Origin of the sequence: Maridesulfovibrio sp. (assembly GCF_963678865.1) — a bacterium.
Lineage (GTDB): Bacteria > Desulfobacterota > Desulfovibrionia > Desulfovibrionales > Desulfovibrionaceae > Maridesulfovibrio.
Genome location: NZ_OY787459.1, coordinates 3,831,357 through 3,850,682, shown reverse-complemented (window position 1 = coordinate 3,850,682; position 19,326 = coordinate 3,831,357). Strand labels below are relative to the sequence as shown.

At 43.0% G+C, this 19,326-nt stretch carries 15 protein-coding genes; 10 read left to right on the top strand and 5 right to left on the bottom strand.

Annotated features, from left to right (window positions below):
- The first annotated feature begins 218 nt into the window (after positions 1-218).
- Positions 219-542, top strand: a complete 324-nt coding sequence (locus ACKU41_RS17480; RefSeq protein ID WP_321402603.1) for a helix-turn-helix transcriptional regulator — start codon at positions 219-221, stop codon at positions 540-542.
- A gap of 69 nt (positions 543-611) precedes the next feature.
- Here ACKU41_RS17480 and ACKU41_RS17475 read toward each other — a convergent pair whose 3' ends face one another.
- Positions 612-1,010 carry a DUF6573 family protein gene (locus ACKU41_RS17475; protein WP_321402601.1) on the bottom strand — a complete coding sequence of 133 codons (399 nt, stop codon included), beginning with the start codon at positions 1,008-1,010 and terminating at the stop codon, positions 612-614.
- 367 nt (positions 1,011-1,377) lie between these two features.
- On the opposite strand from ACKU41_RS17475, the gene dndC reads away from it, so the two are divergent.
- Genes dndC through ACKU41_RS17455 form a run of 4 tightly spaced genes read left to right on the top strand, consistent with a single transcriptional unit; the run spans position 1,378 to position 6,323 of the window.
- Complete coding sequence (gene dndC, locus ACKU41_RS17470) at positions 1,378-2,511, top strand: DNA phosphorothioation system sulfurtransferase DndC (RefSeq protein ID WP_321402599.1); 1,134 nt, start codon at positions 1,378-1,380, stop codon at positions 2,509-2,511.
- A complete protein-coding gene (locus ACKU41_RS17465) occupies positions 2,504-2,704 on the top strand; it encodes a DNA modification system-associated small protein (RefSeq protein ID WP_321402597.1) in 201 nt (66 codons plus the stop codon). Before dndC ends, ACKU41_RS17465 begins: the two co-directional genes overlap by 8 nt.
- A gap of 21 nt (positions 2,705-2,725) precedes the next feature.
- Complete coding sequence (gene dndD, locus ACKU41_RS17460) at positions 2,726-4,792, top strand: DNA sulfur modification protein DndD (RefSeq protein ID WP_321402595.1); 2,067 nt, start codon at positions 2,726-2,728, stop codon at positions 4,790-4,792.
- A gap of 1 nt (position 4,793) precedes the next feature.
- Entirely contained in the window at positions 4,794-6,323 is a 1,530-nt protein-coding gene (locus ACKU41_RS17455; protein WP_321402593.1) for an FtsK/SpoIIIE domain-containing protein, read from the top strand.
- A gap of 547 nt (positions 6,324-6,870) precedes the next feature.
- Here ACKU41_RS17455 and ACKU41_RS17450 read toward each other — a convergent pair.
- A complete protein-coding gene (locus ACKU41_RS17450) occupies positions 6,871-7,269 on the bottom strand; it encodes a DUF6573 family protein (protein WP_321402591.1) in 399 nt (132 codons plus the stop codon).
- Between the two features lie 292 nt (positions 7,270-7,561).
- Between ACKU41_RS17450 and ACKU41_RS17445 the strand changes: the two genes are divergently transcribed.
- From ACKU41_RS17445 to ACKU41_RS17425, 5 genes are all read left to right on the top strand, one after another.
- A complete protein-coding gene (locus ACKU41_RS17445) occupies positions 7,562-9,028 on the top strand; it encodes a DUF4384 domain-containing protein (protein ID WP_321402589.1) in 1,467 nt (488 codons plus the stop codon).
- A gap of 142 nt (positions 9,029-9,170) precedes the next feature.
- A complete protein-coding gene (locus ACKU41_RS17440) occupies positions 9,171-10,364 on the top strand; it encodes a hypothetical protein (RefSeq protein WP_321402587.1) in 1,194 nt (397 codons plus the stop codon).
- 90 nt (positions 10,365-10,454) lie between these two features.
- Positions 10,455-12,536 carry a CHAT domain-containing protein gene (locus ACKU41_RS17435; protein WP_321402585.1) on the top strand — a complete coding sequence of 694 codons (2,082 nt, stop codon included), beginning with the start codon at positions 10,455-10,457 and terminating at the stop codon, positions 12,534-12,536.
- 101 nt (positions 12,537-12,637) lie between these two features.
- On the top strand, positions 12,638-12,868 hold the full coding sequence (locus ACKU41_RS17430) for a TraR/DksA C4-type zinc finger protein (RefSeq protein ID WP_321402582.1): 231 nt from the start codon (positions 12,638-12,640) through the stop codon (positions 12,866-12,868).
- Entirely contained in the window at positions 12,834-13,463 is a 630-nt protein-coding gene (locus ACKU41_RS17425) for a hypothetical protein (protein ID WP_321402580.1), read from the top strand. Before ACKU41_RS17430 ends, ACKU41_RS17425 begins: the two co-directional genes overlap by 35 nt.
- A gap of 560 nt (positions 13,464-14,023) precedes the next feature.
- Here the strand turns inward: ACKU41_RS17425 and ACKU41_RS17420 are convergent.
- From ACKU41_RS17420 to ACKU41_RS17410, 3 genes are read right to left on the bottom strand one after another with little or no spacing between them, the layout of a single operon-like run.
- Positions 14,024-14,584, bottom strand: coding sequence for a flavodoxin domain-containing protein (locus ACKU41_RS17420; protein ID WP_321402578.1), 561 nt, complete (start codon positions 14,582-14,584; stop codon positions 14,024-14,026).
- Positions 14,584-15,201 carry a class I SAM-dependent methyltransferase gene (locus tag ACKU41_RS17415; protein WP_321402577.1) on the bottom strand — a complete coding sequence of 206 codons (618 nt, stop codon included), beginning with the start codon at positions 15,199-15,201 and terminating at the stop codon, positions 14,584-14,586. The genes ACKU41_RS17420 and ACKU41_RS17415 overlap by 1 nt, the downstream gene beginning before the upstream one ends.
- Positions 15,202-15,221: 20 nt before the next feature.
- Positions 15,222-19,226: an acyl-CoA dehydratase activase gene (locus ACKU41_RS17410; protein WP_321402575.1), complete on the bottom strand. Its 4,005-nt coding sequence runs from the start codon at positions 19,224-19,226 to the stop codon at positions 15,222-15,224.
- Positions 19,227-19,326 lie beyond the last annotated feature (100 nt).

The window sequence follows — 19,326 nt, the reverse complement described above, 5'->3', positions numbered from 1 at the left end:
CTCCAACTACACAGGAAATAATTTCCCTGCTGACACTCCAGTTTCAGTTCCAGAAGACCAATCAAAACCTAAACAAAACCAACCAAACCAACGTTTAAGTCGACATCTTAGGTCAAAACATCGCTTATAATTGATATTTATCTGCAAAAAGCAGTCCATACTTTATTTTTAAACTCAGTATTCTCGTCTATCCTTTAGGTTTACATCTGGAGGATACAATGAACGACTTGCAAAGCGTATTTGGTGAACATTTGAAATCGTTGAGAAAATCTCAAGGACTGACACAGGACAAGCTTGCTGAACTGTGCGGAATATCTGTGCAGTATTTAGGAGATGTAGAGCGTGGAAAGGCCAATGCGACCATCAATGTTCTGGGAAAAATAGGACAGGCACTTGGAGTATCAGTAGCTGAACTGTTTGATACCGCAGAGTTCCAGTTGTCCACGGATGAACTACGAAAACTCATGCTCGACTATATTTCCCGGGCGGATAGTGTCACCCTGCGCCAGCTTTACGGTATCACTCGGATCATTTCTCGATAATTACTCAGGCAGCCTGTCCCAAATCCCCAAAAAGAACACAGAACGCTTTCTTGTCCTGTTTATTCAGTTTTAATCGTCATCAGGCAGCATCAGGGTAATACAGGGCTTCATGTCATCATCTGGGCCGCACTGGCAGACGACCTCTACTTCTTCAAGGGTCCTCGGCTGTGACTTAGTTAAAAACAAAACCTGAAAGCTGATCCTGCTTTGGTCCAGCTTATCCTGCATCGCCAACAAGCACATGCTGAAGAGATCGTGGAGCCGTCCTTTTACGCTCTGCCCTTCGCCTTCAAGCCCGGTAGGTGGTGTGATGTATCTTTCGTATAGGTTCAATGAAACAGCCACTGGAACCTTGAATCCGGTCTGTTTGGCCTGTTCGGTCACATCGATTAAATTTCCGTCTTCGATTGCCTGCTTACGGGTATAGGAATAGATCATCCTAAACAGTGGATCGCAGTTAATTACCATCAGTAAATCTCCTTCAATTTCATATTGTTAAATAATCATGAAAATTGAAGGTTATCCTGATTGGTTTGATTTGGTCACGGGGGGGATTTGATTTTTTTTGGTGATTCTGTGGCTCAGCAAATTATGATATTTCTTCGATAGACCAATGAGAAATTGCCTGCACTAAAACAGACTCACAAGGATTACAAAAATAATCATTTTGCAATTCGTAAAACAATCACTTAAAAGCTAATCTTGAAATTGAGTCATATAAAATATACTAGGACGGGTTGCTATTAAACACACCACAACAACAAACATAAACAAAACACATTAATTTAAAAGATTTACATCTTTTCTAAACCAATAAAGATAGAGCCTTTTTTATATGACCACTTGCACTTCTACAAATATAACTGACGAAGCTACTGCCGATGAAAAATGGAAAGCAATCGTTGCTGAAATTAAAGACGAATATCTTAGCACAGATCAGTCCCACCCTTGGATAATAGGCTTTTCTGGGGGTAAAGACAGCACCCTACTCGCCCACGCTGTATTTGATGCCTTACTTGACATCCCTCCTTTCAAACGAACTAGACCAGTTCATATTGTTTCCAATGACACGTTAGTAGAAAGTCCTCTTGTCATTTCTCACTTAGACCAAACTACTCAAAGAATTTCAGAGGCAGTTGAAGCACTTGGACTACCGATATCAGTTGTTAGGACCAAACCAGAAATAGATAAAACATTTTGGGTATTGTTAATTGGGAAAGGCTACCCAAGTCCAAACCAAACTATGAGGTGGTGCACAGATCGCCTAAAGGTACTCCCCACAAGCACCTACATTAAAAACCATGTTTCAGAACACGGTGCTGCGATAGTTGTTCTTGGAGTCCGTAAGGATGAAAGTCAATCCCGGCTACGTTCCATTAATAAACATCGCAATCTAAAGGGAGAGCGACTATCCCCTCATGACAAACTAAAAGGCGCATTCATATATCGCCCAATAGTAGACTTAACAACCTGTGATGTCTGGGAATTACTACTCATGTACGATGCCCCTTGGGGTGGCAACCACAGTGCACTTGTCAAACTTTACAAAGACTCAGAAGGCGGAGAATGTCCTGTTGTCCTCACCGCTGACGATGCTCCAGCTTGCGGAAGTCGCTTTGGATGCTGGACATGCACTGTTGTCGAAAAAGACAAAAGCCTTCAAGGATTCGTAGATTCTGGATTAAAGGAATACGAACCGCTCATCGAATTCAGAGGCTGGTTAAAAGAAATACGAAATGACCCAGAAATGAGACAAGCCCTTAGAAGAAATGGGAAACTAACTTTTGGTGCGACAGGTAGCCATGTCCCCGGCCCATTTACTATTAATGCGCGTAGACAAATACTTGAACGTCTATTAATAGTTCAAAAACAATTCGGTGAAGAGCTAATTTCTGAAGAAGAGATAGAATTGATACATAAACACTGGTCCAAAGAACTCCAACAAGGCAAGGGAATAGCAAATGGATGATAGCTATTTAAGTGACCTCCCTTTATGGGCTGACGATGACACTCGTGCTGTTTTTGAGCAGGTTTGCGCAGAAAATAAAATACCTGTTGATGTAATAACAGAACTTGTCGTTCTCCAGAGAGAAAGACAGCACCAAGAACGAGCTGCTGGCATCTACCCACGATTCGAAGAGATTTTAGGAAGAATTGACTAATTACCAAGGTAGGAATTACCCATGTGGATTTCTTTAATTGAACTGACTAATTTTAAATCATATCAACACCAAATGCTAACTTTTCCCCAGCCAGAATCTGGGAAGAATGTGGTATTAATTGGTGGTATGAATGGGTATGGAAAAACAACCCTCCTTGAAGCACTGTACCTTTGCCTCTTCGGTAAAGACTCCATGACCCATCTTGCCAGAGCAGGTTTAAATATTGATGACGTTAAAGGATACCCTACTTTTTTAGAACGAGCGTTTAACGGAGAATCCAAAAGAGAAGGTCGAGACACAATGATTGTACGCATTGTGATCAACAAGACCAAAAATAAAGCCATTGACATCTCAAGAAAATGGTATTTCAGGTCTAATGGCACTTGGGCTGCCGAAGAAGAAGCAATTGTTCGGGAAATCAAAAAAGATGTTCCAGGAACTCCTCGTGTAGATGGCAGAAACAATTTTCATCTATCTGACATGCTCGACAACTTTTTAGTGCCAGCACATATTGCCCCATTCTTCTTTTTTGATGGCGAAGAAGTGAAGAAGCTTGCAGACCAAGGGCGGGTTGAACAAGTCAAACAAGGTCTTGAAGGCTTGCTTGGAGTTGTCCTGTTACGTTCTTTGTCAGATCGTTTAAGAAATTTTGAGATGCAAAAACGCCTTGGGGTCAATAACGTTGACGAGAACAAACTCGCTCAATTAGGCGATATGTTGTTCAAAAATGAAGATGAATTAAAAAGGTTACAGGAAAAAGACAAAAGTTCTGAAGACAGAATCCGTACATTAAAAGCGCAACGTGAAGCCCTCTATGAACGGATTACCTCTGCTGGTGGTGCATGTAGCGATGTTGCTACTGTCAAGGAACTGGTTGAGGAGCGCGAACAACTGCGTAATGAATTGCGAGATAAACAAAAACATCTTGAAGAGACTCTTGTTGGTAAACTCCCCTTTCATCTTGTATCTAAAAACGTCATGGAAAGTCTTAAAGACCAATTAACAGCGGAGTCGAAATACTTTTCATGGGAAGCAGAGAAGAGGACCTTAGAACCTAGAAAAAATGAATTTGAACGAGCCTTTCATGGCGCAGAAAAACCTTCAATTGACCCAGAGCTAACAGTAGATCAAAAAGAAGCAATTGATAAAAGGATAGAAACAGCTTGGGCAAGTCTATTTTACCCTCCACCGTCTGACTGTGCATCAGAAATAATTCATTCATATTTGCACGAAGATCAGAGGGATGATGCATTAAATTTTCTAGCGACCTTATCTTTAGGCCAACAAGAAATACAAGATAATATTGATGAACAGGCGCGGCTAACTAAACGAGCTGAGGACTTGAGTAGAAAAATATCTAAACTCGAAGGGATTGATAGGGATGGAACATTAACCCACCTTAAAGACGAGCTCAAAAAAGCTCAGGAAGAGCTAGATTCCTTGAGCGAAGCCTCCAGAGCGGATGACAGAAGATTACACACTCTGGAAAGTCAGGTAAAATCACAAAGGGCAGAATATGAGCGAGAAAAGAAAAAGCTCGAAGACTCAAGCCCTATTAGAGCAATAATGGACAAATCTGAAAGAGTCAGAAAAACCATTGATAAAATTATTCCTGCACTTTTCCCGCTTAAAGTTCAGGAATTAGCTAAAGCGATGACCCAAGTATACAAACAGTTGGCTCACAAAAATCAAGTTGAACGAATTGAAATTGATAACGATGGAAGCACAACTATTTTGGGTAAATCAGGAAAAGAAATATCTTTTGACCGATCAGCTGGCGAAAACCAAATTTTTGCAACTGCTCTGATCGCTGGTCTAGCAAAAGTTTCAGGTGTAAAAGCTCCAATGGTAGTAGACACCCCATTAGGACGTTTAGACAGTAAGCACAGAGAGAATATTTTGAATTTTTGGACCCATGATAAAAAACGACAGGTAATCCTTTTGTCTCAGGACAAAGAGATTGACCACGAATTTTATACCCAGATTGAACCAAATATTCTGAAAACGTACCTTCTCGAACATATTGATGTTGGTGACGGCATTGGCAGAACAACAGCTCTTGAAAATAAATATTTTGAGGGAGCCTAAAATGAGTACATTATCAATACAGCAAATCCTTAACTCCCGTTTCAGGACAAGCAGGGCTGCCGATAAAGAAACTGTTAGAATAATGGAGCACCTTGGTCTTTCAACGAAAGCAAGCGTTGCAAGGCTCGCTATTAGCCGTTCCTTATCAATGGGAAAACTTCCAGAGGAGAAGGTTGATGCTAAAGGTCTGGAAGTTCCAGCTACTTCACTTTTCAGCTCAGAAGATGTCGCAATTTGGGTTGGCTTATGTGTAACGCACTCAATTAAATTTTCCGCAAAACCAATCACTAACATGGATGGTTTTCGAGAATCGATAAGACGACACTGGCATCGTGGAGTAGGACTTCTAGCTGAAGATTGGTCTGCAAGCAGTGAAGATTATGATCGTTTTTTAGAGACATTAATCAACAGAAGAGCAGAACTTCCAGAGTTTGCAAATAGCAATGAAAATCCCTCTACCAAAACAGCTCAAGAATCTCCAAAGGAACCAAACGATATTTCAACACAGTTATTAGCAGCTCTTGCAGACATTGCAGTCAAAGCGGAAATTAAAGACGTCACCCATGGACCAAGGGTTTCCAGATACAAAGTATACTTACCAGACATTAATATTATCGATAAACTCCGCAAGGGACTTGAAAGACTCAGCTTAGTTCTGAACCTCCAAGAAGGATTACCTATTCTCAGCCCCGGAGATGAATCAAAAACTGTTTATTTAGACATTCCTCGACCACAAGCATCGTGGGAGTCATGCTCCTTTGACAGGTTAAAAGATTGGAGCCAAAACATCGATCCTTCCCCTGACAAGCTATTAGTCTTTCCGGGAGTTGATGTTATGGGCAATCCTTTTACCTTTGATTTATCTAAAGCACCCCATCTTTTGGTTGGAGGAGCAACTGGTCAAGGTAAAAGCGTCTGCCTCCATGCCCTCATCGCTTCTTTGGTTTCGCAACATACACCAGATTCATTAAGTTTAGCCTTAATTGATCCCAAACAGGTTGAATTCTCTGTCTACAGAAATTCAAAATATTTATATAACGAAACAGTGGCTGTCGGAATTGAAGAAGCTCGTGACTGCATATTCAATCTAGTTGAAGAAATGGACCATCGTTATCAAGTCTTCAAAGAACTCGGTGTAAGCAACATTGAAGAAGCACGTAAAAAGGGCATTTCAATTAGTTACATTGCTGTTTTTATCGAAGAACTTGCAGATTTAGTATTACAAGACCGTGAAATAGAAGATCAAATCGTTCGACTAGCCCAGCTTGCAAGAGCATCTGGAATTCATCTGGTCTTAGCGACACAAAGACCTGATTCAAAAACGTTCAGTGGGTTAATCAGGAGTAATATTCCGGCAAGAATAGCACTAACTGTGCAAAAGAGTTCAGAATCAAAAATAATTTTAGATGAAGTCGGAGCAGAGCATTTGCTAGGTGCTGGTGATATGCTCGTTAAGACAACAGGCAAACAGTCCACACGGGTCCATGGTGTTTATGTTAGTAGAAAGGATATTGAAAAGATTATTCGGTAGCTGGTGGTTAATCGGTGATGGAGAACCAACCTCACCCCCATCCCACGAGCCCCAGAATCATCCTCAAAAAACAGGGTCAACCGGGACGGTCAACCGATGGTCAACCAATGCCTATAACACCCCTATAACATCACTGAAAAATGTTGACCCTCAAGAAATAAAGACCAATTAATCTAAACTGTTAAGACCGTTACCCTGTGCTTGACACGCAAGAGGTCAGCAGTTCAAAGCTGCTCGTGCCTACCAGATAATTCAAGGACTTACGATGAAAATCGTGAGTCCTTTTTGCGTTTGGGGTCAACATTTTAGGGTCAACAGGGGTCTACATGTTGACCCCCGGCTATTTTTAATCCTCTGGCTGTTGCATTAGCCCTGCCCCACGGCGAAATAAAACATCTGTATTTATTGACCAAATCTCTCAAGATATCGTTTCTTCGCTAAAACAACATACTTCCCTGACGCCTTGCTTTTCAGGCAAGCGGTCTCTCGGAAGCGTTGAAAAGACCAATGCCTACTGCTACACCTGTTTATTCATTTTACCAGCGACCTAATCATCATCCGCCAGCATCAGGGTAATACAGGGCTTCATGTCATCATCCGGCCCGCACTGGCAGACGACCTCTACTTCTTCAAGGGTCCTCGGCGTTCCCTTGGTTAAGAATAAGACCTGAAAGCTTATCCTGCTCTCATTTTGCTTATCCTGTATCGCTAACAAGCACATGCTGAACAGGTCATGGAGCCGACCAGTAACGCTCTGCCCTTCGCCTTCAAGTCCTTTCGGTGGAGTGATGTATCTTTCATACAGGTTCAGTGAAACAGCCACTGGAACCTTGAATCCGGTTTCCTTCGCCTGTTCGGTCACATCAATTAAATTTCCGTCTTCGATTGCCTGTTTGCGGGTATAGGAATAGACCATCCGCAACAGTAGATCACAATGAATAACCATCAAGATTTCTCCCTCAATTTCATACTGTTAAATAATCATGAAAATTGAAGGTTATCCTGATTGGTTTGATTTGGTCACTGGGGTGATTTGATTATCTTTCGATTTTTTTGATGATTCTGTGGATCAGATCGATGGGTGCTGGTGCTGACGTTAGTGGTGTGGTCTGTGGAGCTGATTATATTCTTACCGACCAAAGCTTAAAGCGGCATAAAGTTCATATTGAAAAAATAAGCTTAGCAATGTACTTAAATTAAAAATCAGCATTAACCTATAAAAATACCACAAAACGACCATGACGATCAACTGCATCAACAAAAGACTCAACCAACTTATTTACTTGCTATTAATTGCTTTAATTGCCTTATCAGATCCCAAAAATGTACAAGCGTTTTCTTTTTTATCTCCTTCTTCGCCAGAAGAACTTTCTCAAGAAATAGCTCAGCAAATCACTAAAAAAATTCCTGCTGGAAAAATATATTTCAAGCCAAGAAGCTTTACAAATTCTTTAGATAAAACAGTTCCAGTGCTATCCACTCACTTAGCTCTCTATTTGAGATCAGAACTCAGTTCCAGTGGATTCGATATTACAGCCGACAACCCAGACTATATTCTCACAGGTTCTTTTCTTGATGAGGGAGACAAAACGTCCTTCTTCTTTAATGTTGAAAAGACTTGTGATGGAAAAACATTAAATTTTACATCTAGCATTGAAAACAAACAAATATCACCAGAGCTTTTAAAAGAAAATCTAAGGACGAAGACTGTAAATATTGCATCCGATCTTGCCTGTTCTCCAAGCATGTTCAATTCGCACTTGATGAATGATAAAAAAATAAGCGTATTTATTAATCCGCTTGTTGATGCAAAGCTAAAGTCAACCTCACCGTTTTCTGAAAATTTTCTCTTCAAGATCAAAAATGAAATTGCGAAGTATGATTCAATCATTATCGCAAGACCAATCCCTGTTGCCCAAAGAGGAACTCGAGCACTTAAGCGCAAGGCAAAAAAAGTCAGCAACCTAAAAGGAAGTCAGACTATTGTCACCGACTCTGAAGCAATTCTAGAGGGGAAATACTACATCAGCGCAGATCATGTGACTGTGAATTTTGAGATAGTTGATCATGATGGAAAAATTATCTCCTCAAGCGAAGAGATAATCCCACTCGCGATGATCAGCCTTCCTACTGAAGATGAGCAAGCAAAAAAACAGGCTAGTATATTGGGTTTGCATACCTCTCAGCCCTTACCTGACAATATGATCAGGATTTTCACCACAAAAGGAGATGTGGATGTTACATACCGTGCAGGGGAAATCGTTACTCTGTTCGTTCAAGTTGCAGCACCTCTCTATGTGTACATTTACGCTGTGGACAGTGACAACAACATAAATCTGATTTTCCCAACCGAAGAAGACCCTACCAATTTCTTGCAACCAAAAACTTTGTACACAATTCCACCAGAAGAAGCTGGAACAGAAATAATTGTAGAATGCACACCGGAAGCTCCATGCGGAACTGACAATATTCTGGTTTTCGCATCAGACAAAAATATCCCGCTTCCAGAGTTAACCGTGGAAGTGGATGCCGTTAATATTCATAAAGGAACAAGAAGCATTAGACGAACCCAAAAGGACCAGAAGAAAATCGCTAAATTGAAAAGAATCAATCCTTTGGATTTAGTGGATTATTTTCATGGTGCTGCGGCGATGTCCGGGGCTCGGTTGTTTCGGGATGGTTTGTATTTGAGGACGGGTAAGTGAAAGTAAGGGATGGCATTATGTTATTTAAATCATAACAGGAAGAAAGGGGGGAGTTGGTGAGAAGGGCGCAGAATATTACGCCTTGGATGTAGTCTAATTGTATAGGGATACTTTTTCATAATGACTAAAAAGAGGGGAAGTAATGCGTATTTTTATTTTAATATTTTATATTTTTGTTATAAGCAGCTGTTCTCCGGGATATCTGGAAATACAAAAGAAAACCTACGCACAGCTAGACAATTTTAGCAGGAAAGAAGATTTAACTAATTTTGCAGTTATTGGTGCCAAACGTTCTGATGTGATTGATAAACTGGGAGAACCAGACGTAAAAAAAGAATTTAGCGATGGTAGAAGTATAGCTGTATATCATAGGAAAGTTACTTTTTCTGAAAAATATGCTAAGTCTTTTTCTCAAGAGAGCTATCTTATATATTACAATAGGGATGATGTCATAGATAATAAAATAATCCTCAAAGATGATGAATTCGACACTTGGGAAAAAATAAATATTAAGGAATTACGCTCTAGTAACCTTATGGAAAATGTTACTAATTCGTTTCGAGGCATATTAACTTTAGACTTAGTTTCCTTAGAAGTTACAAAAGAAAATTTACGTAATGGTAAAGCTATATTAGAGCCAATTTATGTATTTAACGGAAGGGAATTAACACCAAACTGGGATTTAACTAAAAAAATACACTCAAAATTATCCCAACACTTTAATCTCTGTTCTTTCGATGAAACTCGAAAATATCATCACTTTTTTTTAAAAAAACTTAACAAGTTAGAAAAATTAAAAGAAGTTAATATGGATTTTAACGAAAAACAATTCGAGGGACTGAAAAAAAGGTTATCTTCTACCCATCCCTATACTGCAGATATTTATCAGCTAACAAAAAGAATGGAAGAACAGAACACTCATTATGCAAAATATTTTTCAGGCGAATACAATATATATGATGTTGATTTTTACAACGATGTCATATTGAAATTAAACAATACAGTTAACTACGTAATATCCCCTAATTGTTCTCAATTTGAATTCTATACAGTTGTCCTTAAGAGTTATTCTAAAGGATTTCAAAATATAAAAAGAGTGAATGTGGAATCAGCTTATGCCGATGAAAGCAAAATTGCTTTTTATGACATAGAAACAATTAAAAAAATGACATCAAAAGGTTTCAATAACCCTATGTTTGCTATGTCATCATTCTTTAATAAATCAAGACATCATAAACTTTTGACTCAACTAACTAAAGATAACGTGTCCTTTTTGATTAACTCTCTACAGAAACTAAATGTTACCACAGGAATAAAGTCTACAACACTTGAGTAAGGCATGAAAAAAGGACACGATACTCGTCATATACACATAATTTTATTGGTAATATTTTCACTTTCAAGCTGCGGATTTCAAAACCAGGACTTGAGTAAATATTATTTAACTGATTACAAGTTCTCCAAAACCCAATTCGGAATCCAAGACACATCCATACAACACCAAATTGAAACCATAAACAGCATCACAGCAGCTAAAGAGCAAAAGGATTTCGTTCAAGCAGACAGTCTGCTGCTGGGAGAACTGGATAATCAACAGGACAACTGTGCAAAAGCTCTTATTCTTAACCAACTTGCAGACCTGTACAGCTACAATACCCTTGAGCTTGAAAAAGCTGCAAAGGCTGATCAGGATCTTCTTGAGATTTCATCTGAATGTACAGATTCAAAATACAAATTAAAACATTACTCGGCTAACAATGTCCTTCTTGCTGTACCGTCATATAAGGAGAAGTACTTTGACCCGTCATATGTCCAGATTCGTAAGCATGCCCAAAAAAGACTGGACCAGAATGAAAGTTTGCTAAAAGAAGGCAGTAAATTCACAGGTAAAACATATACAAAAGAGCAACTTGTAAATCATATTTCGGCTGTTCAGCATGACATTGCCAGAGCTTTAGATATGCAGACTAAAAATGAACTCATATCCAGATTAATCAGGGGGGAATACGAACTATACAAGGCAACCGGAAGTACAGACTGGATTGCTGATGGATACACATTTTTCCTTAATGATGAAATCAACTTGGATGATGTAGATCTGGACGAAATAAATTTTCTAGCCATTTCAAATTATCTGCATGCTACTTACCTCAAAACATCAAATGTACTTTTCGAAGAATTGGCTTTTAAAATTGTTTTAAAACCATATTTAAATATCGAAAGCAGCACGCACAGGTGGGCATATAATAAACTGATCAATTCATACATCAATAATCTCGTTGATGCCTACTACAAACAAAAGGATTTTACGAAAGCTTTATACTACATCTCGCTTAACAAATCCCGCATGATCCTTGAAGATAAGGCGAGCATGTACGCTGAAAACAAATCAATTAGTGATACAATGACCACCAATTCGGACCTGCCGGACTACGATACTTTCAAACAGAAACTTTCAAACACACCTTCATTGATTGATTTTTATGTTCGTGCAGACGCAGAAAAAACCAGAAAAATAACTTTAGATCACGCCAAAACCGAACTGGCAAATACTTATACGTCTGTCAGATCTCTCGTACGTAAATCTAAACACAGCAAAACAAGTATTGAGATTCCAATCTACAGCAATACGTACATCACGGTGAAAGATAAGAACTCTATTAACATGAAACGGTTGTCTGAAAAGGAGTCCCTGCGCATGAAAGAGGCGTTGGAAAATTGCTATGAACGCATAGTCGATTTCGAGATGCCCGCTGTCCGTGATATAAGAACCATCAAATCTGTTATCCCCGGTAGAATCGCAGCTAATACAATTATCTCAACCGATAAATGGATTTCCAGCCATCCTATTGGAGCCTACCTTGGTGTATCATCTGTCAGAGTTTTAAATGCATTCATGATTGCACCGCACAATAAAATGAAGGATGTCGCTTTAGCAGGATATTTCAATCCCAGCAGCAACATGTACGAGCCCTTACCGGATGCAGATGAAGAGCTTTCATACTTGCAAACCCTTTACCCTGACGGACAGTTCTTTGCGCATGAAAAGGCCACACTGGAAAACCTTTCCTCAGAAATTCAGGCAAACATAGTCCATCTATCCACCCATGGAATATTCGACTATACTGAACCGGAAGCATCAAAACTCCTCTTTGCTGATGACACCTTTCTTTATGCAAAGGAAATGGCCAAATTTTCCCAGCTGAAAAACAAGGAACTAATTTTTACCGCAGCCTGCACCACAGGGAAAACAAGAAATGACGTAAAGAATTCAAGTGAAATACTCGGTATCCTGCGTCCGCTTTTGATTAACGACAACAAATATTTGATTTTAACTCTCTGGGAAGTTGATTCCAAGTCAGCGGGTGAATTTGTCCGGGAATTTTATACCACTTTGAAGAATAAAAAAGATGTTACTGAAGCATTTCATATCGCAGTAAACAAGCTTAAATCGAAATATAAGCTTCCCTACTACTGGGCTCCGTATTACATCATCGCAAATGGTTAATTTGTTGTAACTTCTAACCTAACTGCATTATGTCAACAAAACATAGATCTTCCAAAAGCTCAGACGATTTTTATGCGAACCAAGAACGCAGACTTACAGATATGCAACATGATCTTGAACAAAAAATTGAAAAATTTGTATCTGCGGCAGACGATCCATTTACAGCAAAGCGAATGAATGAGTTGAAGGCCAACCTCAAGGAAGTAAATTCCGCTCTTGCGACACATGAAATGGGACTCTATGGAGCATGTATAGACTGTGGTGAGACAATTCCGAAGGCAAGACTTGAGGAAAATCATGAGACCATTCGATGTGAAAGATGTGCTCAGTAAATCACGTACTAAAATAACAAGTCATGAGATGAAAATAACCATACACAAAAACGACATATCAAAAGTCAGATCAGATGCCTTGATCGGACCAGTGGATGGTAATATCTGTGCCTTTGGTGGATGTGCAGCTGCAACCGCTCTCAGAAAAACTATACCATGTGAAACTCCACAGGAGCGGATGGGCTTATTTGAAGAAATCCTTTGTCATAAGCCGATTCCTTTTGGTGACGCTAAATTTATTGAAGTTGATGAATATGATCTGCCTTGGAATAGGCTTCTCATCATTTCTGCACTACCGCACCACGTAAATGGGGAAATTTTCAGTCCAGACAAGTGCGAATCAATTCTAGCGAAAGCAATTCAGAATGGAGTTGGCCTAGCCTTGCGCGAAGGAATCAATTCAATCGCTACAACCTTAATTGGAGATTCGTACAGGATGCCTCCAGAATTATCCGTTCGTGCTATGCTGTCAGGATTTAAAACGCATCAAGATAAATCTATAGATATTAATTGGTGCTTTCTTGATGAATATAAAATGCACGTAGCAAATAAGGGATGTGTTGCGTTTGGATTTAAACATAAAATGATTGGATGATCGGAGATGCGGCACGCATGAAAACCATCTTCAACACCACTCCACGAGTCCCAGAATCATCCTCAAAAAGCAAGGTCAACCGGGACGGTCAACCGATGGTCAACCAATGCCTATAACACCCCTATAACATCACTGAAAAATGTTGACCCTCAAGAAAAATAGACCAATAAATTCAAGCTATTAAGACCGTTAGCCTGTGCTTGACACGCAAGAGGTCAGCAGTTCAAAGCTGCTCGTGCCTACCAGAGAATTCAAGGACTTACGATGAAAATCGTGAGTCCTTTTTCTTTTGGGGAACCAGTCGGGGAACCACTGCGGTTCCCCACCCGATTTTGACATTACGGAGTAAGTCTATGATATTATTGATCGTAGACTCTGATTCCGATTTCTTCGCTGATTCCAATCCTAGCTCTTGTTGCGGTGTTTGGTAGTCTGCTTTCCTTGGGAGCAAGGGGACGGAGCTATACATCCCCTGCCCTTCTATGCGCCAGCGCAGCCGAGGTCCCCCAAAACAAGAAAGAAGCATCAATAAGGCCCCTTACTGGCTTTCCCCAATATCTTTAAACCACACTATAGCTCCTGATTGATTCCAGCAAACCGCCCGTTTTTTCACGCACCTGCTTCAAATCTTCAGCATTGGGCCGTCCTTCGATATTCCCAAGCCGCCCGGATGCGTTGAAATGACGCATTTTTTCTGGGACAAACGCCCCGACCACGCTCCATTCATCCGCCACGGTAATCCCAAGGTGATCAAAAAGCTGCCCCATGTACTTGAGAGCTGGAACTGCCTCAGCTTCACCGGTGTGCGGTCCGGCATAGGTGCAATACACGCAGACGAATTTACCCGGCACGCGCGGCGAACCGGGCAGGATCAGATCATTCTTACGGGCATGGGCCATCTGTTTTTCCATCCAGTTCAGTACGGGCTTTCCCGGCAGCCAAGTATATACCCCGGAGCCGATGAAAGTTAAATCATATTCCAGCAGATCGATTACACTGTCATCTTTCTTTACGTTGACGGTCCTGATCGCATGTCCAGCCCCGGCAACAGCTTTCTCGATTTCAAAGGCAACCTTTTCAGTGTGCCCGTTCAACGAGCCGTACAAATTAAGAATATTCACTACATTTCCTCTTTCTTTAGACGGATCAAATAATTATAACCCAAATCCATATACATAAGTTCACTGAACCCCAGCGGTTCAGCTACAGTCTTGATATCTGTATCGGAAATACGCATATGCAGCGGCGGACCGAAGTCACTTTTTTCCTTCTTGCATTCCAGAACCGCAACCTGCCCGGAAAACTTCAGGACACGTCTGATTTCCTTGAAAACTCCATGTCCCTCCAACTCCAGATTCACGCAATGCAAGGAGGTGCTCATAAGGCAAAAATCCACGCTGTCATCCTCAAAGGGGAGCTCTCCGAGCATATCTCCCAGCACAGCCCTGATATTTTTAAATCCCTCCTTCTTTGCCTGATTATCCAGCTCAGTGAGCCGCTGAACATTGCTGTCCAGACCATAGACCATTCCTTCGGGGCCAATAGTTTGTGCTGCCCTAATGCAATAATCTCCGGGACCGCAGCCTAATTCAAGAAAGGTGGTCCCATTTTTCAAAGCAAGCCCCATGAAGACCATATCCGGGTCCTGCATCCAAAAACTTGAAGGACCTCGACCATGCCGACCATGATGACCGTGACCGCCATTGCACCGTGTTTCTGTGTGATTTTCCTTATTCATATAAGACCTCGTTTTTTCAATTAAAGATTGTAGATAAATGAATCCACTTTGAGTCGGTTATTCTCGTTCCTGTTGCCGTCAAAGGTCAGGGAAAGGATGGGAGCGTAAGGCTTGTCATCAAGACGGTCCTTGAGAATCCCGAGGCTGATCCCGGTGTTCTCGTACATGGAGGTCACAGAAATAACGCCTTTTACCCCGGACACCTCTTCCATTATCTTGGCACCGCGATAGCGCCCGAATCCTCCGGCATAATAGCCAAGCCCGCGATCCGCGATTTTTTTGAGCGTGCCGAACTCTCGCTCGTAATGGCTATGTACGCCCAGCTTTGCGGATATCCTTTCCAGATATTCCTTGAACACGGCGATGTTGCTGCGCATGGAGGAATGCGCTTCGGTCTTGTTGTAGTTGTAGTAGTCGTACCAGTGGTTCCACAGGTACTCGCTCAATGGAGCATAAATCACCCGCTGCCCCTTTTCTTCCAGTCTGTTGAAGATATTGTCGTTGAGTGCGCTGTTGAAAAGCACCAGCGGTTCACCGATGCCCATGACGGTTCCGGTATTGCCGGTTTCGGCTTTGGCAGCACGACTCAACTGCTCGCTGATCCTTGCGGCCAACAACTCAAGTTTTTCGAAAGACAGTTCATCGGCATCAACCTGCTCTTTAACGAACTTAAGATGTTCCCCGCGCAGATTCTCCGGACTGAGCAACACAAGATCCCCGGCCAGCAGGCAGAGGAAAAGCAATTGTGCGCTGCGGAAATCCAGATTTCGCATTTCCTCAAGATACGGAGAAATCAATTTCACCCCTTCCTGATCCTGATGATCGAGAACACAACGCAGGAAACGGCTGTACTGCCCGTCCACTTCGGCGCCCTCGTTCTGGGGGATGAGAACGCACGGCGACTGACTGTTGGAACAATTTTTCAAGGAATAAAGGACATCCCCCAGCAGGGCCGTAAGCGAGAAATACTCGTTGCCGCAAGAGAACCTGCGCCCCAGATCAATACTCTCCGCGCAGGTAGGACCGAGTACGGCGGCATCTACCCCAGCCCCCTTGAACATAGCGCAGGCTATTTCCGAATAGGGATAGAGATTGGGCAAAAGCACAGTTGCGGAATCAAACCCCGTGCAGTCGGTGGAAATATTGACCGGACTGGAAAACCGTTTATCCACCAGATCTTCAATGGGCAGGGATTCAAGTACCGGCAGCTGACGCAGGCTGTTTACAAAAGCCTCAACCCGTGTCTGCACGCCCACGCTTGAAGAATGTTCATCCACCTCGATGGTCAGGGACGGCTTATCCTTCATGATTTCCCCGAAATAGTGGGAGAAAACCGTATCCGGGCCGCAGCCGTGATGGGTCAGGAAGATGGGATAGAGATTGGGATGTCTGGAAACCAGTTTCGCCGCCGCCATCATATGCTGCCCGAAAGGCCAGAACATATTGGGGTAATCGTCAAAAATGTCCGTTTCCGGCAGGTCGTAGAGGGGGATTGTTTTGTAGCCCATCTCAGCCAGTTTATCCGGGATGCCCATATTGAGAACCGGATCAGCAACGCCGTAAATCTTGGAAATGATCACAAACCCCTTTTCATTCGGATCAAGGGAGTTAAGGGTCCGGCGGCCCCGTTCCTCCATACGCTTCTGTAGTTGCTGATAATTCTGCATCCCAGCCTTGATGGCTGCCAGAGACTCTTCAGCTGTTCTGCCAAGCTGGCGGCCCAGTTCCACAAACTGATTCTGCATGAAATCCTGCCCCTGACTGAAAGCAATCGTCGGGGAAAGCAAAATGATTTCCTTTTCACTGAGCTTCATGGCCTCGTTGATAATTTTGAAGGCCAGCTGCATGTACGGGCAGCCGTAAGTCTGACGGGACTTTGAATTGGGATGGAAGGCGGTGAACAGGTCCGGGAAAAACAGGTAATCAACGTTCTGTTCCACCAGTTCAGCGGCATGTCCGTTGATCAGTTTTATCGGATAGCAGGTTTCATCCAACGAATATTCCTGCGCCAGCCTGATGGTCTCACCGGATGTGGGTTCAGAGAGCAGCACGTTTACTCCAAGTTCCTTGAAAAAAGTATGGAACAGGGGAAACATCCCGAAAGTAAACAGGGTGCGCGGCATGCCCACAGTCTTTTTGGCCGGGTTGAGATCCGGGTCGTAATCTCGGAAAATGAAATCCTGCACCTGACGGTTGAAACTTCCCGGTGCTAATAGTCCTGCAGACTCCTGCTCATTCCTATTGGAATGTACGGCAACTGCGCCATCAAGCTCAAATCCCTTGAAGCCGGTTTCAGCGGAGTCCATTTCCTCACGGGCCAGAATAGCGGCCCCCAACGCCCCGGTGACACTGAAAAAAGGAGGAACAATGATCTCCTTACCGGTAACAGAGCGAAAAGCATTGACCACGGCCTGATTATAGGCAACCCCGCCCTGCAGCAAAATCATGTCCCCGGATTTCTTACGGCCCACAACCCGGTTGATATAATTTTTTATGATGGAATAGCAGAGCCCGGCTGCGATATTTTCCACCGGCTCGCCCTGCGCAAGGCAGGCCGATATACTTGTTTCCATGAACACCGTGCAACGTTCACCTAGATTGACTGGCTGCTCGCTCTTAAAGGCAATGTCAGCGTAATCATCTAGGGCAATGCCGATTTTCTTGGCCTGCTCTTCAATAAAGGATCCTGTTCCGGCGGCGCAGACCTTGTTCATCTGAAAATCCGAGACCGCACCATGCTTAAAGGATATAAACTTTGAATCCTGACCGCCGATCTCATACACCGTGTCAACATCAGGATAGAGACTCACCGCAGCGCGGGCCTGAGCCGTAATTTCGTCCCGGACCACATCTGCCCCGATGAACTTCCCGGTCATGTTGCGGCCTGACCCGGTAGTGGCGGCACCTTTAACCCGGACCCTGTTCCCGAATTCCTCCCCCAACTCCTTGAGCCCGACCCGGACCGCCTTGACCGGATTACCCGCAGTACGCAGATAACGGTACCCAAGCACCCTGTTTCTGGCATCAACCAGAACCACATTGGTGCTTGTGGACCCCACATCCACACCGAGCCAGCATTCAATGGGCTCTTCGACCTCAGGAACAGGGGCGCAGAAATGCTTGCCCGCCGCATCCCCGGAACCCAGTCCTGCCAGTGGAGCTAAGGTCGCTTTCTCCAGACCGATTGCAGCAAACGGGACAATCCGCTGTGAAACAAGCTTCCCGTAATCGAGTTCAAGCCGCTCTTTAAGAGCGATTACAGCCGCTCCTATTGCTCCGGCCCGTTCGCTCTTTTCATGGGTCAGAAGCTGATTTTCACCCAGACGAAGGACCTTACGCAATGAAGAAACTACCGCCCTGTTGCGGGCAACTCCCCCGGCAATAAATATCGGACAATTCAGGGGCAAACCGCGCATGACCGCATTGCGGTAATTCCGGGCCGTGGCATAGGCCAGACCACGCAGAATATCCGGTATGGAAACCCCTTCCTGCTGGTGATGGGTAATGTCCGTCTTAGCAAAAACACTGCACCTTCCGGCAATGCGGGGAGTGGAGTTCGCTCCGCATTCGATTCGAGAAAAATCCTCAATCTCAATACCTATGCGCGAGGACTGCTCTTCAAGAAAGGAACCGGTACCAGCAGAACAATCCGGGTTCAGGGAAAACTCAAGCCGGGTCTCCCTGTCTTTTGAAAATCCGGTAATATAGCCAGCCCTCTGCCCGCCGATTTCAGCAACGGCACAACACTCCGGGACAAGCAGCAGCGCGCCCTCAACAACAGCGGCAATATCATTCACGGACCGCACTCCCTTTTCATCGGCCATGCCCTTGCCAATGCTTCCCGTTACCGCGCCGTACAATACCCCTGACTTCATCTCAGGCGGCAATTCTTCAAGAATCTGCCGCAGTTTTGCAGCAGCTTCGCCCCGGTGCAGTACATATCTGCTCCAAACCACTTCCTTGTTTTCATCAACTGCTGCCACTTTTACAGCTGAGTAGCCGATATCTATGCCTAGACTGATCATAAATTTCTCCTGCTTACTTCAGTATAGTTAAGATGCTTAACTATACTTTTAAAAAAATAGGGCGGAAGACAGCATGCTTCACGGTCTGGAAGCTTTGCCG